This is a genomic window from Kitasatospora aureofaciens, from assembly GCF_019192735.1.
Classification (GTDB): domain Bacteria; phylum Actinomycetota; class Actinomycetes; order Streptomycetales; family Streptomycetaceae; genus Kitasatospora; species Kitasatospora aureofaciens_A.
This window is the reverse complement of record NZ_JAHTKP010000045.1, coordinates 45761-62145: the sequence shown is the minus strand read 5'-3', so window position 1 is coordinate 62145 and position 16385 is coordinate 45761. Positions and strand designations below refer to the sequence as shown.

Genomic DNA, 16385 nt, shown 5'->3' with positions numbered 1-16385 from the left:
GCTGCGCCCAGTAGCGCTCCTCGCCGAAGGAGAGCTCGTGCTGCTGCCAGGGGTGCGCCGCGCCGCCCGTCAGCACCAGGATCTCGCCCGGGCTGCGGCCCGGTCCGCAGCCCCCGGCCCCCAAGCCTGGTCCGGCGCCGCGCCGACCGATGCCCGCCGCGCCGCAGATCGAGGTCCGGCGGGTCGCCGCCACCCCGGCCGAGGCGCTGGACCGCGCCGACGAGGTGGTCGACCAGCTGCTGGACGCGGGCCGCAGCCCGGGCGAGATCCTGGTGCTGACGGTCGGCGAGGCGCACCCCTGGCAGCAGCACGAGCTCTCCTTCGGCGAGGAGCGCTACTGGGCGCAGCTCGCCGAGGGCGGGGACGTGTTCTACGCGGACGCCGCGCTGACCCGCCAGGCCCGTCGCGAGGTGGTCGTCCTGGTGGTGAACGGCGGACGGCCCGCCCGCGCCGCCGAGGCGTACACCGCGGCGCTCGGCCGCGCGACCGTGCTGCTGGTGGTCTGCGGTGACGCCGGCCCGGTCGTCACGGGCGCCGCCGGAGCGGCGTCCGGCCGTCCGGTGAGCGCCTGAGACGAACGGTCCCGCCCGGGCCCGGTGCCCTACGGCACCGGGCCCGCGGGCCGTCGCACCCTGCCCCGTCCTCGTCGCCGTCCCGGCCGCCGTCCGGCGGCTCAGCCGGTGCCGGTGCGTCGGGCCGGCTCGACAGCGGCCACCCGCGCGGGGGGCCACGGCCGTTCGGGCGCCTGGCGTAGCGCGCGCCGACCGCTCGGTGCCTCCAGGGCCGAGCGCGGCGGCAGCTCCGTCACGGTGTGGACCGGTCCGTCCGCCCACGAACCCGCGTGAGGATTGCGGCCGTTCCGGCCGTCCCCGAGGATCTGCCAGCCCGCCGGGGTGAGCCCGATGTAGGAGCCGCAGCGCAGCCCGTGCAGGACGGAGGTGTCCCGCAGCGCCCACATCCAGGCCCCGTCCTGCTCGGTCCAGCCCGGGGCGCCCTCGCGGCAGCGCAGCAGCACGGCCGTACGGGTCGGCGCGGGCTGTCGCAGGTCGTGCGGGGTGATCTGGCGCAGGTGGGTGAGCAGGGCGTTCCGGTGCTGCCAGCCGTCGGTGTCGTGCGGCCAGGGCGTGAACGAGGCCGAGGCGCTCATGTGGTGCAGCGCGTCGAGGACGGCGACCACGACCGTGCCCGGCTGGGGCAGATGGCGCTGGTGCAGCTCCAGGACGAAGTCGCGCGGGTCGCGCAGCAACGGGATCCCCGAGGCGGTCCAGGTCTCCAGGTCCAGCAGCCGTCTGGACGCCGAACTCCGGGCGAGGGGAGACTGACCTCGGCCGATACCGTTGATCACAATCCTCCTTCCCGACCCACGGGCACGCGGGTACCTGCGTACGCCGAAGGCCGGGTCCACCGGACCGGGCTTCGGGTACCCGCCAATTCTCATGGCATCGGGGGCGGAGCGGCAACGATGAAATGATGAACGCCGCCCGAATGTCCACGTTCTGCCGGATATATTCCACAGCCGCACAAGCGCGGCCCAGGTAGCGCCGCAGACCGGCCAGGGCCCGCGTGAACGGCCGGTGAACCGGGTTGCGCAAAGTTGCCACTCCCTTCCTGTCTCATGCGTCCCACGGCTTCGCCGCTGTTGTGATCTCTCCCCCCTTTAGGCCATTCGAGTGAAAGCATTCGCGCGAACTCATTCGCGTGCCCGGATGCCGCCGTCCGGAGCCCGGCTCAGCCCTGCACGGCCAACACCAGCGGAAGCACCGCGCTCGCCCCGGCCCGGCGCAGCAGCCGGGCGGCGACGGTGACCGTCCAGCCCGAGTCGACCAGGTCGTCCACCAGCAGCACCGGACCGCCCGCGGCGGCCACCGCCTCCGCCACCTCGGGCGGCAGGACCAGCGCGTCGGCCACCGAGTGCAGCCGCTGGGCACTGTTGCTGCGGGCACCGTGCGGGGGCCGGCCGGCCGTGTACTCGATCCGCCCGAGCAGCGGCAGCCGCCCGATCTCGGCGATCCGCGCGCCGAGGCTGCCGACCAGCTGGGGGCGGGTCGAGGAGGCCATGGTCACCACGCCGACCGGCCGCTCCAGCCGGGCGCCGTCCGCCGTCGCGGGCCCGGCCCAGCCGCCCGGGCCGCGGGCCCAGTCGGCGAGCACCGTCACCAGGGCGTCCACCGCCTCGCCGGGGACGGGGACGTCCGGGGCCTGCTCGGCGAGCAGGGTGCGCAGCCGGGTGCCCCACCCGATGTCGGACAGCCGGCCCAGCGCCCGGCCGGTCTCGGCCTGCTCGCCGGCCGGGATCCGACCCTTGAGCGGCACGCCCAACGAGTCCATGCCGGTCGGCCAGAGCCGACGCGGCTCGAAGCCGACCCCGGGGCGGCCGAGCGCGGCCCGGGCGGCCTCCAGGGTGGCGTCGGAGACGTCCGGGGTGTGCAGCGGCCCGGCGCAGTTGTCGCACCGGCCGCAGGGCGCGGCCTCCTCGTCGTCCAGCTGCCGCCGCAGGAACTCCATCCGGCACCCGGTGGCCGTCGCGTACTCGCGCATCGCCCGCTGCTCGGCCTCGCGGGAGGCCGCGACCTTGGCGTACCGGGCGGTGTCGTACTCCCAGCTCTGGCCGGTGGCCGTCCAGCCGCCCTTGACCCGGCGGACGGCGCCGTCCACGTCGAGCACCTTGAGCATGGTCTCCAGCCGGGTGCGGCGCAGGTCCACCCTGGGCTCCAGCGCGGCGGTGGAGAGCGGGCGGCCGGCCTCGGCCAGCGCGTCGATCGTCCGGCGTACCTGCTCCTCCGGCGGGAAGGCCAGCGAGGCGAAGTAGCGCCAGATCGCCTCGTCCTCGCGCCCGGGCAGCAGCAGCACCTCGGCCCGGTCGACGCCGCGCCCGGCCCGGCCGACCTGCTGGTAATAGGCGATCGGGGAACTGGGCGAGCCCAGGTGCACCACGAAGCCGAGGTCGGGCTTGTCGAAGCCCATGCCCAGCGCGGACGTGGCGACCAGGGCCTTGACCCGGTTCGCCAGCAGATCCGCCTCGGCGGTGCGGCGCTCGGCGTCCTCGGTGCGGCCGGAGTACGAGGCCACCGCGAAGCCGCGCTCGCGCAGGAAGGCCGTCACCTCCTCGGCTGCGGCCACCGTGAGGGTGTAGACGATGCCGGAGCCGGGCAGCCGGTCGAGGTGGTCGGCCAGCCAGGCCAGTCGGTGCGCCGGGTCGGGGAGGGCGAGCACGCCGAGGGTGAGGCTCTCCCGGTCGAGCGGGCCGCGCAGCACCAGGGCGTGCTCGTCGGCGGTGCCGGTGCCCAGCTGCTCGGCGACGTCGGCGGTGACCCGGGCGTTGGCCGTGGCGGTGGTGGCCAGCACCGGGACCCCGGGCGTGAGGTCGGCGAGCATGGTGCGCAGCCGGCGGTAGTCCGGGCGGAAGTCGTGGCCCCAGTCGGAGATGCAGTGCGCCTCGTCGACCACCAGCAGGCCGGTGGAGGCGGCGAGCTTGGGGAGCACCTGGTCGCGGAAGTCGGGGTTGTTCAGCCGCTCCGGGCTGACCAGCAGGATGTCCACCTTCCCGGCTGCTACCTCGGCCTGGATCTCGTCCCACTCGTCGGTGTTGGCCGAGTTGATGGTGCGGGCGTGGATGCCGGCCCGGGCCGCCGACTCGACCTGGTTGCGCATCAGGGCGAGCAGCGGCGAGACGATCACCGTCGGCCCGGCGCCCCGGGCCCGGAGCAGGGCGGTGGCGATGAAGTAGACGGCGGACTTCCCCCAGCCGGTGCGCTGCACGACCAGGGCGCGGCGGTGGTCGACCACCAGCGCCTCGATGGCCGTCCACTGGTCGTCGCGCAGGGCGGCGCCGGGTCCGGCCAGCTCGCGCAGGACGGCCTCGGCCCGCGCCCGGACCTCGGCGCGGTCGGTGGCGGTGGCGGTGGTGTGGATCTCGGGCTGCTGCATGGCGTCCATGTAACCCCGTGCCGCCGACAAGCGGCGAATGCCGAGGTGTCGGGGCGAGGTGGATGCGGGGTGTATGTCATCAGCTCTTCCGTTGAACGGCCGTCAAATATCACCCGGGGGAGTGGTGGTGGCGTGCGCCGAATGAGGGATGGGGGAAACCGGGAGCGGAGTTATCCACAGGAAAAGAGAAAGAACCGGCGGGGATTTCCGGGTGCGGCACTCTTCCGCTCATGAACGCCATGAACAACGACAGCGCGATGAACAACGAGCGCGTCATCCTGTCCCTCGGCCCGGCCTCCGGCCACCGGCCGGTCACCATGCGCGGTCCGGCCGACATGGCCGAGCTGCTGCCCTACCTCCTGGGGTTCTTCCCCGACGACAGCATCGTCGCCGTCGGCCTGCACGGCCCCGACCTGCATCAGGGCGGGGTGATCCGGGCGGACATCCCCGAGTCGCCCGCGCAGTGGCCGGCCGCGGCGGAGGAGACGGCCGCCCTGCTGGTCGGCATCTCCGAGCGGCGTGACAGCCGCCCGCTCCAGGTGCTCCTCTACCTCTGCCAGGATCCCGCCTCGGACCACGGGCCGCCCGTCCTGGACGGCCTGCGGCCGCTGGCCGCCGACCTCCGGGCCGCGTTCGGCCGCCGGGGGGTGGCGGTCAAGGAGTCGCTGTGCGTCTCGGACGGCCGCTGGTGGTCCTTCCTCTGCCGCCGCGAGGGCTGCTGCGCTCCGGCGGGCAATCCGATCCGGCGGGCCCCCGCCCCGGGGCCGGCCGCCGCCGCGGCGACCTTCGCCGGCCTCGCCCCGCGCGGCAGCCGGAAGGCCATCGTCGCCGGGCTGGCCCCGATCGGGCCACCGGGCGGGGACGCCCAGCGCGCCGCCCTCGCCCGGGCCGAGGCGGTCGGCCTGCCGGAGCCGGGGGTCGACCTGCTCGACCAGGCCTTCGCCGAGTTCGCGGCCGGTGCCCGGGAACTCGACGACGACCGGGCGGCGCGGCTGCTGGTCGCCCTGTGCGACCGGCACACCCGGGACCGCGGCGCCGAGTACGTCCGGCCCGCCGAGCTGGCGCCCGCCGAGCGGCTCTGGCGCTTCCTCGCCCGGCGGGCCGTGCCGCCCTACGAGGGTTGTGCGGTGGCCCCGCTCACCCTGCTGGCCTGGGCCTCCTGGGTCGCCGGGGACACCGCGACGGCCCGGGTCGTCCTCGACCACACGCTCAAGCTCGACCCGTCGTACCTGCTGGCCGATCTGCTGCACGAGTCGCTCAACGACGGCATGACGCCGGAGGGGTTGCTCGCGGCCATCGAGGGCCAGCGGTTGCGCCGCGAGGCGCGGCAGGCACCGGCTCCGGAGCCAGTGGTCGAGGAGCGCCTGGGCCCGGCCCCCGGCCCGGGTGAGTCGCCCGGTCCAGCGACGGGCAGGCGCCGTCGGCGGAACGCCCGCCGGGCTGCCTCGGCCGGGGGCTCGGCCCCCGCGGACGTCGCTCCCGACAGCCCGGCCGAGGGCGCGTCGGAGCCGGGCGGGCCAGGGCCGGTCGCCCTGCTCCCGGCGCCCGGGTGTCGCTCGGGGGAGCGGTCCGCCGGAGGCCTGCGGCTGGGCCGAGGGCAGTCGTGCGCGTCGGCCTCACCCTCGCGCCGCCGGTGCAGCCGACGGTCGGCCCGGGGAGCCCACCGTGCGCGCTGACGTCCTCGGCCGCCCGCCGTGGGCGCCCCGGGGCCGGGCCCCGCTACGCCTCGCCGTGGGCCATCCTGATCAGACGGTCGAGCACCTTGCCGCCGCTCACCCGCAGGCCGTCGTGCTCCCACTCGTTGGTGATCCAGGTCCGCAGGCCGCGCACCGCGCGGGCGGTCTCCAGAGAGTCGGCGGTGTCCACGTACATGTCGTCGTGGTACACGGCCGCCACGACGGGCACCTCGTTGGCGGCCAGCCGCTCCGGGTCGTACAGGTCGGGCCAGTCGGTCCGGGCGGCGAGCAGGTGGGCGGTCTCCTTCAGCGGGCGCAGCGTCGCGTCCGTGTCGAACATCCAGGGGTAGATCATCTCCCCCGTGAACAGGACCGGAGCGCCCGAGTCCAGCGCCGCCCGGGCGTCGAACTCCGGGAACTCCTTGCGGATCCGCTCGGCCGACCAGGCGGTGCCGCCCTGGTCCACCGACCGCTGGCCGTAGATCGACTCGTGCAGTACCGCGTACAGCGGGCCCTCCGCGAAGGTGAGCTTGGCCTGGATGCCGTAGCGGAAGGTGTCGGAGAGCTCGGGCCCGTCCGCGCCCTCCACCCAGGCCTCCTCCAGCAGGTAGTGCAGGGCGCCGGAGCCGGTTCCGCCGCCGAGCATCATCCCGAGCGCCTGGAACGCATCGACGGTGAGCAGGCCGCCGTCGGGCAGGGTCGCGGGGGTGGCGGCGAGGTGAGCGGCGATCCGCCGTACCGCCTCGACGTCCTGCGGGAACCGGGCGTAGTGGCCCTCGTTCTTGTGGACCACCCGCGGGTAGGCGGCACGGTAGACGTCGTCCGCCGAACTGCGGAGGCCGGAGAGGCCGCCGGTGATGAAGGCCTCGGTCAGGCCTTCGGGGGCGATCGAGAGGTAGGTGAGCGTGCAGAAGCCGCCGAAGCTCTGGCCGAGCACGCTCCAGCGCCGGTCCGCGCCGAGCAGCTGGTGGCGGATCAGCTCGGCGTCGCGCACGATCGAGTCCGCGCGGAAGTGCGCCAGGTAGTCCGCCTGTTCCCGGGCGGCGCCGCGCCGGGCGAGGCTCTGCCGGGTCGCGGGCGTGGAGCGCCCGGTGCCGCGCTGGTCGAGCAGGAGCACCCGGTAGTCGTCCAGGGCGCGGTCCAGCCAGGCGTCCCGGCCGAGCGGGCGGGCCGCCTTGCCGCCCGGCCCGCCCTGGAGGAAGAGCAGCCAGGGCAGCTCGTCCCGCTCGCGGCCGGCGGCCACCACCTCACGGGCGTACACCTCGATCCGCTCGCCCTGCGGGGCGGCGTGGTCGAGGGGGAGCTGGAAGACGTGGTCGGTCGTGACAATCCCGGGCAGCCAGCTGGCGGTGGACATACAACTCCTCGGTCTCTGCTGGTCACAGCGGTCGCGTCGCCGTTCACGGTGTCACCGGGTGCGGGCGCGGCGACCCCCGCACCGTATCCTGGCGGCGGTCGAGCACCGGTTCGACGGCCACTGTCCACCCCGGGGCGTACCCGGGACCGGCCGACGCCGGGACCACGCGGTTCGCCCCGGCACGGCACAGGGCCGGCAGCGCGGTGGACCCCGCGACGGCGCCCGCCGGCCGATGCGCCGGAGTTCCGGGCCCCGCGCGGGCGTGACCTGCGGCCGGTCTGCGGCGTTCACCCCGGGGGCCCTGTGTCCGCCCGGCGGACGGTTTGGCACTGCGCCGGCACCCGGGGCGGCGGAGCACGGGCGGCCGTATCCGGCACCGCGCCCGGCCGCCGCCGCGAGAGCGGCAGGCCCGACGGGCGGCGGTCACCGGAAGAGGGCGTCACTGGCCTGCCGGGGCGCAGGACCTGACGACGGGCCGGGCACAGCGGCGTGCCCGGCGCGAAGGCACGGCGCGCCGGTACCGGCCCGGTACCGCGCACCGCATGGCACGACCCGGTGCCGGGTACGGCCAGACACGGCACACCCGCCGACGGGACACCCCGCCGGCCCGGCACCATCAGCACGCGATCGAGCATGCTCGCGGCCCACCGGCCTGACCCGGCCACCGGACCGCCGAGGGGAGGAGAGTCCGGTGACCGCCATGAGGCCACCACAGGCCATGCCGGCCGAGAGCGTGGTCGGCGCGCCGAGACTGGTCGGCCGCCCCGACCAGTTCCCGGCGGGGGCACCCGCCGGTCCGGGCCGGCCCGCCGCCCCGCCCCGACCGCAGCCCGCCGCCGTCCACCAAGCGGTGCTCTGCGTCAACGCCCCCGCGATGGCCGCCTCCGGCCCGGACGGCCAGCTGCGCGGCCACGGGCTGCACGGCTTCTACCGCAACGGCGTCCGGGTGGTGGCCCGGATGGAGCTGCGCCTCGGCGGTATGGAGCCGCTGCCGCTCCAGGGCACGCTGACCAGCACGGCCCAGGCCCGCTTCCTCGGCGCCGTCCGCCTCCCCGGCGACCTCGACCCCGACCCGGCGCTCTCCGTCGAACGGCTGCGCCACGCGGACGGCGTGGAGACGGTGACCGTGCGCAACACCGGCAGCCGGCCCGCCCGGCTGCCGCTGGAGATCGCCCTCGGCACCGACCTCGGCCCGGTCGCCGAGATCGCCGCCGGGCACCGCCGGCCGGACCTGCCGGGCCAGGTGCAGTCGGCCGGCCTGCGCTGGGCCGGTCCGGCCCACAGCGCGGTGGTCAGCGCCAAGCCGTCCCCGCACGCCGTCCTGGCCGGCGCCGGGGTGCTCCGCTGGGACCTGGAGGTGCAGCCCGGCGCCCGCTGGTCGGTCGAGCTGCGTGCCGAACTTGAGAGCACCGCGCCCGGCCCGCGCCCGCCGGGCGGACGCGGTACCGGCGTGCCACTGCCCTGGTCCGAACCGGAGGTCCGCAGCGACGACGCCCGGGCCGGGCTGCTGGTCACCCGCTCCCTCGACGCCCTCGGCGGCCTGCTGTTCGCCGACTCGGACCGTCCGACCGACCTCTACCCGGCCTCCGGTGCGCCCTGGCGGTTCGGCCTCGCCCCGGCCGACGCGCTCTGGGCCGCCCGTCTGACCCTCCCGCTCGGCACCCGGCTCGCCGCCGGAACCCTCCGGGCGCTGGCCCGCCGTCAGCAGCTCACCCCGGCCCCGGGCCGCACCGAGGGCCTGCTGCCCGGCGCCCTCCGGCACGGCGGCCCCGAGCTGCCGCCCACCTGCACCGCCACCGAGGCCACCCTGCTGTTCGTCACCGTGCTGGCCGAGGCCTGGCGCTGGGGCCTGCCCCGGGCCGAGGTTGCCGACCTGCTCCCGGCCGCCGAGCGGGCCCTCGCCGCCCTCCGCGAGGGCCAGGCCGACGGCTTCGTCACCGACCTGAGCCGTCCGGTGGAGGACCGGGCCGCCCACCCGGTGGCCGCCCGCGCGGAGGTCCAGGCCCAGGCGCATCGCGCCGCCCTGCACGGCGCCGAACTGCTGGAGGCCTTCGGCCGCCCCGGCGCCGAGGAGTGGCGCGGCTGGGCCGCCGAACTGCGCGGGCGCTTCCGCGAGCGGTTCTGGATCGACGACCTCTCCGGCGGACGGCCCGCCGCCGGCCTCGCCCCGGGCGGCCAGCCGCTCCCGGCGGTCGCCTCCTCGCTCGTCCACCTGCTCGACACCGGGCTGGCCGCCGACGGCGGCCGGCACGAGAGCCTGTTGGACCGCGAACAGACCCGGCTGCTCGCCCAGCGGCTGGTCGCGCCGGAGCTGGACAGCGGCTGGGGCCTGCGCACCCTCAGCGCCAAGTCGCCCCGCTTCAACCCGCTGGGCCACCGCGGCGGCGCGGTACGCGTGCACGAGACGGCACTCGCGATCGCCGGCCTCGCCGAGGCCGGCCACGAGAACGAGGCCGGCACCCTGCTGGAGGGCCTGCTCGCCGCAGCCGCCCACTTCGACGGCCGACTGCCCGAGATGTACGCGGGCGAGCAGCGCACCCCCGCCTGTCCACCCGTCCCGCACCCGGCCGCCTGCCGCCCGGCGGCAGTCTCCGCAGCCGGCGCCGCCCACGCGGTCTTCGCCCTCGCCGGCGTCCGCCCCGACGCCCCCGGCGGCCGAGTCCTGGTCCGCCCCGCCAGCACCGCCCCCCTGGGCGAACTGGAACTGACCGGCCTACGCGTCGCCGGTGCCCCCTTCTCCGTCCGAGTGAGCCGCATCGGCGTAGCCATGGTCGAAGAGGCCTCTCCCGCCCTCCAACTGGTCGCCCGCTGACCCCTCCCCAGAAGCAGCCACCCCACGCCACCCCGGACCCCCACCGAGCCGAGCCTGGCGCCCGGCCCGCCCATGGCACCCGGCAGGGGCCGAGCCTGGCGCTTGGCCCGCGCCGTGGGCAAGGGTTGGGGCGGGTCTGCGCGGGCCTGTGCTTATCGTCAGAGAGACGACTATGATCGTCGCCATGTCGCGCTATGACCCGTCGGCCTTTCCCCCGTTTGCTGTCACGGTTGACCTGGTGGTGCTGACGGTGCGCGACCACGCGCTGTGTGCGCTGCTGGTCAGACGGGGGGAGCCGCCGTTCCAGGGGTACTGGGCGTTGCCCGGGGGGTTCGTTCGGCCGGACGAGGGGCTGGCCGAGGCGGCGTCCCGGGAGCTCGCCGAGGAGACGGGGCTACGGGCGCACTCCGCGCCCGGGCATGATGCGGCGGGGCCGGGGGCGGCCGGGGCCCACCTGGAGCAGCTCGCGACCTACGGGCACCCGCAGCGTGATCCCCGGATGCGGGTGGTCAGCGTCGCCTACCTCGTGCTCGCTCCCGACCTGCCGACGCCCCGGGCGGGCGGCGACGCCAGCGGTGCCCGGTGGGCGCCGGTCGCCGAGCTGCTCGGACAGAGTCCGGTCGACGGTGTCCCGCTCGCGTTCGACCACGGGCTGATCCTGGCCGACGGCGTGGAGCGCGCCCGCTCCAAGATCGAGTACTCCTCGCTCGCCACCGCCTTCTGCCCGGCCGAGTTCACCGTCGGCGAGCTGCGGCGGGTCTACGAGGCGGTCTGGGGTGTGGTCCTGGACCCGCGGAACTTCCACCGCAAGGTCACCGGCACGCCCGGTTTCCTGCTGCCCTCCGGCGGTACGACGACCCGTCAGGGCGGCCGTCCGGCGCAGCTCTTCACGGCCGGCGGCGCGACCGTCCTCAACCCGCCCATGCTGCGCCCGGAGCCCTGACCCGCGAAACCCGCGGCCGCCGCGAAACCTGCGAATCGCAGGATCGGATTGTCCCCTGATCGGGTGAGGTGGGCTGCCGGAGGGCCCGTGCCGCTCCCGTAATGCCCGGAATCTCCTTCGCGGCCCCCTAATGTGCTGGCGCGGAGCCGTGCGGGCACGGTCCCGCTCCGCGTCGAGCAGGCCGACCGAGGCCGGCGCCAAGGGCATGGGAGCAGGCAGCGATGATCCAGATCACCGGACTCACCAAGGTCTGCGGCAAGGGCGCCCCGCCCGCCGTGTTGGACCTGACCTTCGACGCCCGGCCCGGCCTGGTGACGGCGCTGCTCGGTCCCGAGGGTGCCGGCAAGTCGACCGCGCTGCGCCTGATGCTCGAACTTGAGCGCGGCCAGGGCGTCACACTCTTCGACGGCCGCACCTACCGCCGGCTGCGCCGCCCCGAACGCGAGGTCGGCGTGCTGCTGCCCGGCCCGGGGGAGGGCGCGGCCGCGATGGCCGGCCACCCGGGCCGCAAGGCGCGCAGCCATCTGCGGATGCTCGCGGCGGTCGTCGGCGTGCCCGCCCGCCGGGTCGACGAGCTGCTGGAGCAGACCCGGCTGGCGCCCGTCGCCGGGCAGCGGCTGCGCACCTTCTCGCCGGGCATGCACCGGCGGCTGGCGCTGGCCGCCGCCCTCCTCGGCGATCCCGGCACGCTGCTCCTGGACGCGCCGACCGAGGGCCTGTCGCCGCGCAACGTCGAGTGGTTCCACTCCTTCCTGCGCTCGTTCGCGGTCGCGGGCGGGACGGTCCTGGTGACCACCCGCACCCCGCAGGAGGCGGCGCAGCTGGCCGACCGCGTCATCACGCTGGACCGGGGCCGGCCGGTGGCCGACCAGCCCGTGGCGGAGTTCTGCCGCACCCGGCTCAGCCCCGAAGTGGCCGTCCGCGGGCCGCAGATGGCGCGGCTGGCCGACCTACTGGTGAGTCAGGGCGCCGAGGTGCGCCGGGACGGCGGCGCCGGCCTCGCGGTGGCGGGCATCGGCCGCACCGAGATCGGTGAACTCGCCTACCGCCACGGCATCCTGCTGCACGAGCTGGCCGACCGGGTGGTCGAGCAGCCCGCGCCGAAGGCCGCCCTGCCGGTCTCCTCGGGCCGCTCCGGCCACATCCACGCGCAGCCGAAGCCTGCTGCCGAACCGGCCGAAGCGGAGCCCGCCGCCCCGAAGCCGCAGGACGACGCCACTCTCCCCATCCAGGCCCTGCCCGTCGCCTCGGTCGCGACTGCCCTTTCCGCCCTCGCCGTCGTCGCGCCCGAGCCCCGCGCAAGGGAGGACACCGCCCCGACGGTGGCCGTGGACCGCCTCTTCTGGGACGGCCCCAGCCCCGGCTCCGGAGACCGTGAGGCCGCCACCGACCTGCTGCTCGATGACACCGTCCGCCTACGCCGCCTCACGCCGAAGGCGGCCCCGGCCGCCGCCCCCGCCACCCCCGACGACCACCGGAGCGAGTGAACCGTGCGTGTTCTGGCCTACGAGCTGCGCCGGCTGCGCGGCCTCCGTTCCACCTGGCTGCTCCTCGCCGCCGTGCTGCTCTGCGACGCCGCGGTGGCCGCCGTCCTGGCGAGCCAGGCCCCTGCGGGCCCGCTGCCCGGCCCGGCGGAGGTGCGGCTGCTGACCGCCGCCGTCCCGCTGCTGCCGCTGCCCTTCGCGGCGCTCGGGGCGGGCGTGCTGGGCGCCCTCTCGTACGGGCACGAGGTGCGCCACCCGGGGCTGCCGGCCTCGCAGGTGTCGTACACGCGCCGGGTGCGGTTGCTGTTGGGCAAGTTGCTGGTGATCGGCCCGGTGGCGGGGCTGCTGGCGCTGGCCACCCTGCTGCTCGACACGCTGGCCGTGCACCTCGCGCTGCCCGCCGGGGTGTCGGTGGCGGCCTGGGCGGATCCGTCCGCGCTGTCCGGCCGGGTGTCCGAGGCGCTGACCTCCGCCGGGCTCTCCGGGCTGGCCGATCTGCCGGGCGCGTTCGCCCCGGTGGCGCTGGTCGCGGGGCACGGGGTGCCGGCCGCGCTGGTGGCCTTCGTCCTGCTGACCGTGGTGGCGGGCTGGACCGGGGTGCTCACGGCCTCGCTGACCCGCGGCGCCGCGGCCGGGGTGCTGCTGCTGTGCGCGCTGCCGCCACTGCTGGAGTCGGGCGTGGCGCTGCTGCTGCGGCAGACCGGCACGCCGTGGCCGGCCCGGGCGGCCGAGCTGCTGCCGTTCCAGTCCGGCGTCGAGTGGGCGTACGGGTGGGTGTACGGCGGGGACCGGGGGGCGGCGCCCGGAGGTGCGGCGCTGACCGATCCGGCTCTGCTCGCGGCGATGGCCGCTCCGGCGGCGGCCCTGCTGCTGGTGGCCCTGCTGGTCCAGGCTCGCCGCCGCGAGCTCTGAACCCCGCACCCGCTGCCCCCGAACCACCAAGATCGACCAGCAGTGACCGTAATGCGCGGTTCTTCCTGATAAGAAGTCAATTATCCAGTCGCGGTCGATCACCCTTTCGTGTGCTTTTCACGAGAATTCTCAAGCTGCGTCTGCCGATCGCCGACAAAGGAGCTGTGAGTACCCTTGCGCACCCCACCATGACCCCCGCCCGTTCCGCCGATGGGCCCATCCACGGCCCCAGCGATCCGGACCGCTTCTCGTACGCCGACCGGCCGACCCCGCCGGCTCCCCGCTGGGAGGGCGCTGAGTCCGACCTCGCCCGGGTCGGCCGCAAGACCACCAGCAGCCGCGGTCGCGGCCTGCACGGCCAGCTGGTCCAGCAGCTCGGCCAGATGATCGTCTCCGGTGACCTCGGCGCCGACCGCCCGCTGGTGCCCGAGGAGATCGGCCAGCGGTTCGAGGTCTCCCGCACCGTTGTCCGCGAGTCGCTGCGCGTGCTGGAGGCCAAGGGCCTGGTCAGCGCCCGGCCGAACGTCGGCACCCGGGTCCGCCCGGTCGCCGACTGGAACCTGCTGGACCCGGACATCATCGAGTGGCGCGCCTTCGGCCCGCAGCGGGACGAGCAGCGCCGGGAGCTGTTCGAGCTGCGCTGGGCGATCGAGCCGCTGGCCGCCCGCCTCGCCGCCGGCCACGGCCGGGAGGACGTCCAGCAGCGGTTGGTCGAGCTGGTCGAGATCATGGGCCACGCCGCCGCCCAGGCCGACCTCTCCACCTGTACCCGGGCCGATGCCGAGCTGCACGGCCTGGTCCTGCAGATGGCGGGCAACCGGATGCTGGAGCACCTGTCCGGGATCGTCTCCTGTGCGCTCCAGGTGTCCGGCGGCCCGACCACCTCGTGCGAGCGGCCCTCCGAGTCCTCGGTCAGCCTGCACGCCCGGCTGGTGGACGCGCTCGGCACCGGTGACGGCACCGCGGGCGAGGCCGCGATGCGGGCGCTGCTCACCGTCCACCCCGAGATCGAGCCGTCCGTCCCGGCCCCCCGGGAGCACTGAGCGGTCTGGTTCGTGCCGCCGGCCCACGGCCCTCCCGCCCGCACCGCCCGGTGCAACGGGAGGGCCGTCCCGTCGGCTCGGGGCGACTTCCCCCTCCAGGTCGCCATGTGCATGGTGACCGACTTCGGCGCGAGTGCGCGATGATGGATTCCGGCCCGGAGGCCGCGGACGCCGAGCGGTGTGACCCGCGACACGAAGGCCATGCGTAACACTTGACGAGTAGCAGCGATGTGTCCTGAGCGGAAGCAGCTCCGGAATTCGCCAGCACGCCAGACGGTTGTGTTGGTCCGCGGCGCTGCTGCCGTCCCAAACCCAGTCCTCAAGCCCGAGTCGGTCGGAATCGACACCGCGCGTCCGACGCGCGATCTCTTTCCCCGCCCGCTCGGGCGGCCGGTACGGGTTCGAGTCCACTCATCGTCCGAGAGGTTGTTCGTGTCGGCCAGCACATCCCGTTCGCTTCCCCCCGAGATCGCCGAGTCCGCGGCTCTGCTGGCGCTCATCGAGCGGGGCAAGGCCCAGGGGCAGATCGCCGGTGACGACGTGCGCCAGGCGTTCGAGGCGGACCAGATCCCGGTCACCAAGTGGAAGAACGTCATGCGCAGCCTCAACCAGGTGCTGATTGAGGAGGGGGTGGACCTCATGGTCAGCGCGGCCGAGCCGGCCGGTGCCAAGCGCAAGAGCGTTGCTGCCAAGAGCCCCACCAAGCGCACCGCCACCAAGGCGGTCACCACCCGGAGCCCGGCCGCTCCGGCGGCCCCGACCAAGCCGCCCGTGCGCATCGCGCCCGGCGCGCCCGTCGCGGCCCCGGCCGTGGCGGCCGCGGCCGCGCCGGCTCCGACGGTCTCCGCCGAGATCACCGTCGAGGGGACGACCTCGGTCGTCGCCGAGGTGAAGGCGCCCGCGAAGAAGGCGGCCCCGGCCAAGAAGGCCGCGGCCAAGAAGACTGCCGCGCCGGCCAAGAAGACCGCCGCCAAGAAGACCACCACCGCCAAGGCCGCCAAGGGCGGCGACGAGGAACTGCTCGGCGAAGAGGAGCTGCTCGAAGACGCGGCCCTGCCCGGCGACAAGGCCGGTGCCGAGGCCGAGGGCGCCCCGGAGGAGGAGTCGGAGGGCTTCGTCCTCTCCGATGACGACGAGGACGACGCGCCGGCCCAGCAGGTCGCCGTCGCCGGTGCCACCGCCGACCCGGTCAAGGACTACCTGAAGCAGATCGGCAAGGTCCCGCTGCTCAACGCCGAGCAGGAGGTCGAGCTCGCCAAGCGCATCGAGGCCGGCCTGTTCGCCGAGGACAAGCTCTCGGCCGCCGACAAGCTCGCCCCGAAGCTCAAGCGCGAGCTGGAGATCATCGCCGAGGACGGCCGCCGCGCCAAGAACCACCTGCTGGAGGCCAACCTCCGCCTGGTGGTCTCGCTGGCCAAGCGCTACACCGGCCGCGGCATGCTCTTCCTGGACCTGATCCAGGAGGGCAACCTCGGTCTGATCCGTGCGGTCGAGAAGTTCGACTACACCAAGGGCTACAAGTTCTCCACCTACGCCACGTGGTGGATCCGCCAGGCGATCACCCGCGCCATGGCCGACCAGGCCCGCACCATCCGTATCCCGGTGCACATGGTCGAGGTCATCAACAAGCTGGCCCGCGTCCAGCGCCAGATGCTCCAGGACCTGGGCCGCGAGCCCACCCCGGAGGAGCTGGCCAAGGAGCTCGACATGACCCCCGAGAAGGTCATCGAGGTCCAGAAGTACGGCCGCGAGCCGATCTCGCTGCACACCCCGCTGGGCGAGGACGGCGACAGCGAGTTCGGTGACCTGATCGAGGACTCCGAGGCGGTCGTCCCGGCCGACGCGGTCTCCTTCACCCTCCTCCAGGAGCAGCTGCACTCGGTGCTGGACACCCTGTCCGAGCGCGAGGCCGGCGTCGTGTCGATGCGCTTCGGCCTGACGGACGGTCAGCCGAAGACCCTCGACGAGATCGGCAAGGTGTACGGGGTCACCCGTGAGCGCATCCGCCAGATCGAGTCGAAGACCATGTCGAAGCTGCGCCACCCGTCGCGCTCCCAGGTGCTGCGCGACTACCTGGACTGATCCGGTCACGTCCCGCATGTGACGAAGAAGGCCCGGAGCCCACGGCTCCGGGCCTTTTCGTCTGTCTGTGCAAGGTGTGTCAGCGTCCGAGTGGTGCTTGTCGCTCGTCCGGGTGGCGGTCCGACGGGAACCGGTCGCGCAGTGTAGTT

Annotated in this window: 11 protein-coding genes; 8 read left to right on the top strand and 3 right to left on the bottom strand. The window is 75.1% G+C overall.

All coding sequences use genetic code 11. The annotated features are described in order from the left end of the window. Window positions 1-149: 149 nt before the first annotated feature. Window positions 150-572, top strand: a complete 423-nt coding sequence (locus KV557_RS31010) for a hypothetical protein (RefSeq protein WP_256178198.1) — start codon at window positions 150-152, stop codon at window positions 570-572. 101 nt (window positions 573-673) lie between these two features. Here the strand turns inward: KV557_RS31010 and KV557_RS31005 are convergent, their stop codons facing one another. Both KV557_RS31005 and KV557_RS31000 read right to left on the bottom strand, forming a co-directional pair. Further along, window positions 674-1345, bottom strand: coding sequence for a hypothetical protein (locus tag KV557_RS31005; RefSeq protein WP_308130158.1), 672 nt, complete (start codon window positions 1343-1345; stop codon window positions 674-676). A 383-nt stretch (window positions 1346-1728) separates the two neighbouring features. Then, a complete protein-coding gene (locus tag KV557_RS31000; protein ID WP_218204868.1) occupies window positions 1729-3927 on the bottom strand; it encodes a RecQ family ATP-dependent DNA helicase in 2199 nt (732 codons plus the stop codon). 230 nt (window positions 3928-4157) lie between these two features. On the opposite strand from KV557_RS31000, the gene KV557_RS30995 reads away from it, so the two are divergent. Then, a complete protein-coding gene (locus tag KV557_RS30995; RefSeq protein ID WP_218204867.1) occupies window positions 4158-5603 on the top strand; it encodes a DUF4192 domain-containing protein in 1446 nt (481 codons plus the stop codon). A 43-nt stretch (window positions 5604-5646) separates the two neighbouring features. On the opposite strand, the gene KV557_RS30990 is transcribed toward KV557_RS30995, so the two are convergent. After that, entirely contained in the window at window positions 5647-6960 is a 1314-nt protein-coding gene (locus KV557_RS30990) for an alpha/beta fold hydrolase (RefSeq protein WP_218204866.1), read from the bottom strand. Between the two features lie 700 nt (window positions 6961-7660). Between KV557_RS30990 and KV557_RS30985 the strand changes: the two genes are divergently transcribed. From KV557_RS30985 to KV557_RS30960, 6 genes are all read left to right on the top strand, one after another. After that, window positions 7661-9772, top strand: coding sequence for an amylo-alpha-1,6-glucosidase (locus tag KV557_RS30985; protein WP_256178214.1), 2112 nt, complete (start codon window positions 7661-7663; stop codon window positions 9770-9772). A gap of 184 nt (window positions 9773-9956) precedes the next feature. Further along, complete coding sequence (locus KV557_RS30980) at window positions 9957-10715, top strand: NUDIX hydrolase (RefSeq protein WP_218204865.1); 759 nt, start codon at window positions 9957-9959, stop codon at window positions 10713-10715. 221 nt (window positions 10716-10936) lie between these two features. Next, entirely contained in the window at window positions 10937-12202 is a 1266-nt protein-coding gene (locus tag KV557_RS30975; RefSeq protein ID WP_218204864.1) for an ATP-binding cassette domain-containing protein, read from the top strand. Between the two features lie 3 nt (window positions 12203-12205). Beyond that, window positions 12206-13111: a hypothetical protein gene (locus tag KV557_RS30970; RefSeq protein WP_218204863.1), complete on the top strand. Its 906-nt coding sequence runs from the start codon at window positions 12206-12208 to the stop codon at window positions 13109-13111. 110 nt (window positions 13112-13221) lie between these two features. Then, complete coding sequence (locus KV557_RS30965; RefSeq protein WP_308130157.1) at window positions 13222-14154, top strand: FadR/GntR family transcriptional regulator; 933 nt, start codon at window positions 13222-13224, stop codon at window positions 14152-14154. A 426-nt stretch (window positions 14155-14580) separates the two neighbouring features. Next, the gene (locus tag KV557_RS30960) at window positions 14581-16236 is read left to right on the top strand and encodes an RNA polymerase sigma factor (RefSeq protein ID WP_218204861.1); all 1656 of its coding nucleotides are present in this window, start codon (window positions 14581-14583) and stop codon (window positions 16234-16236) included. Window positions 16237-16385 lie beyond the last annotated feature (149 nt).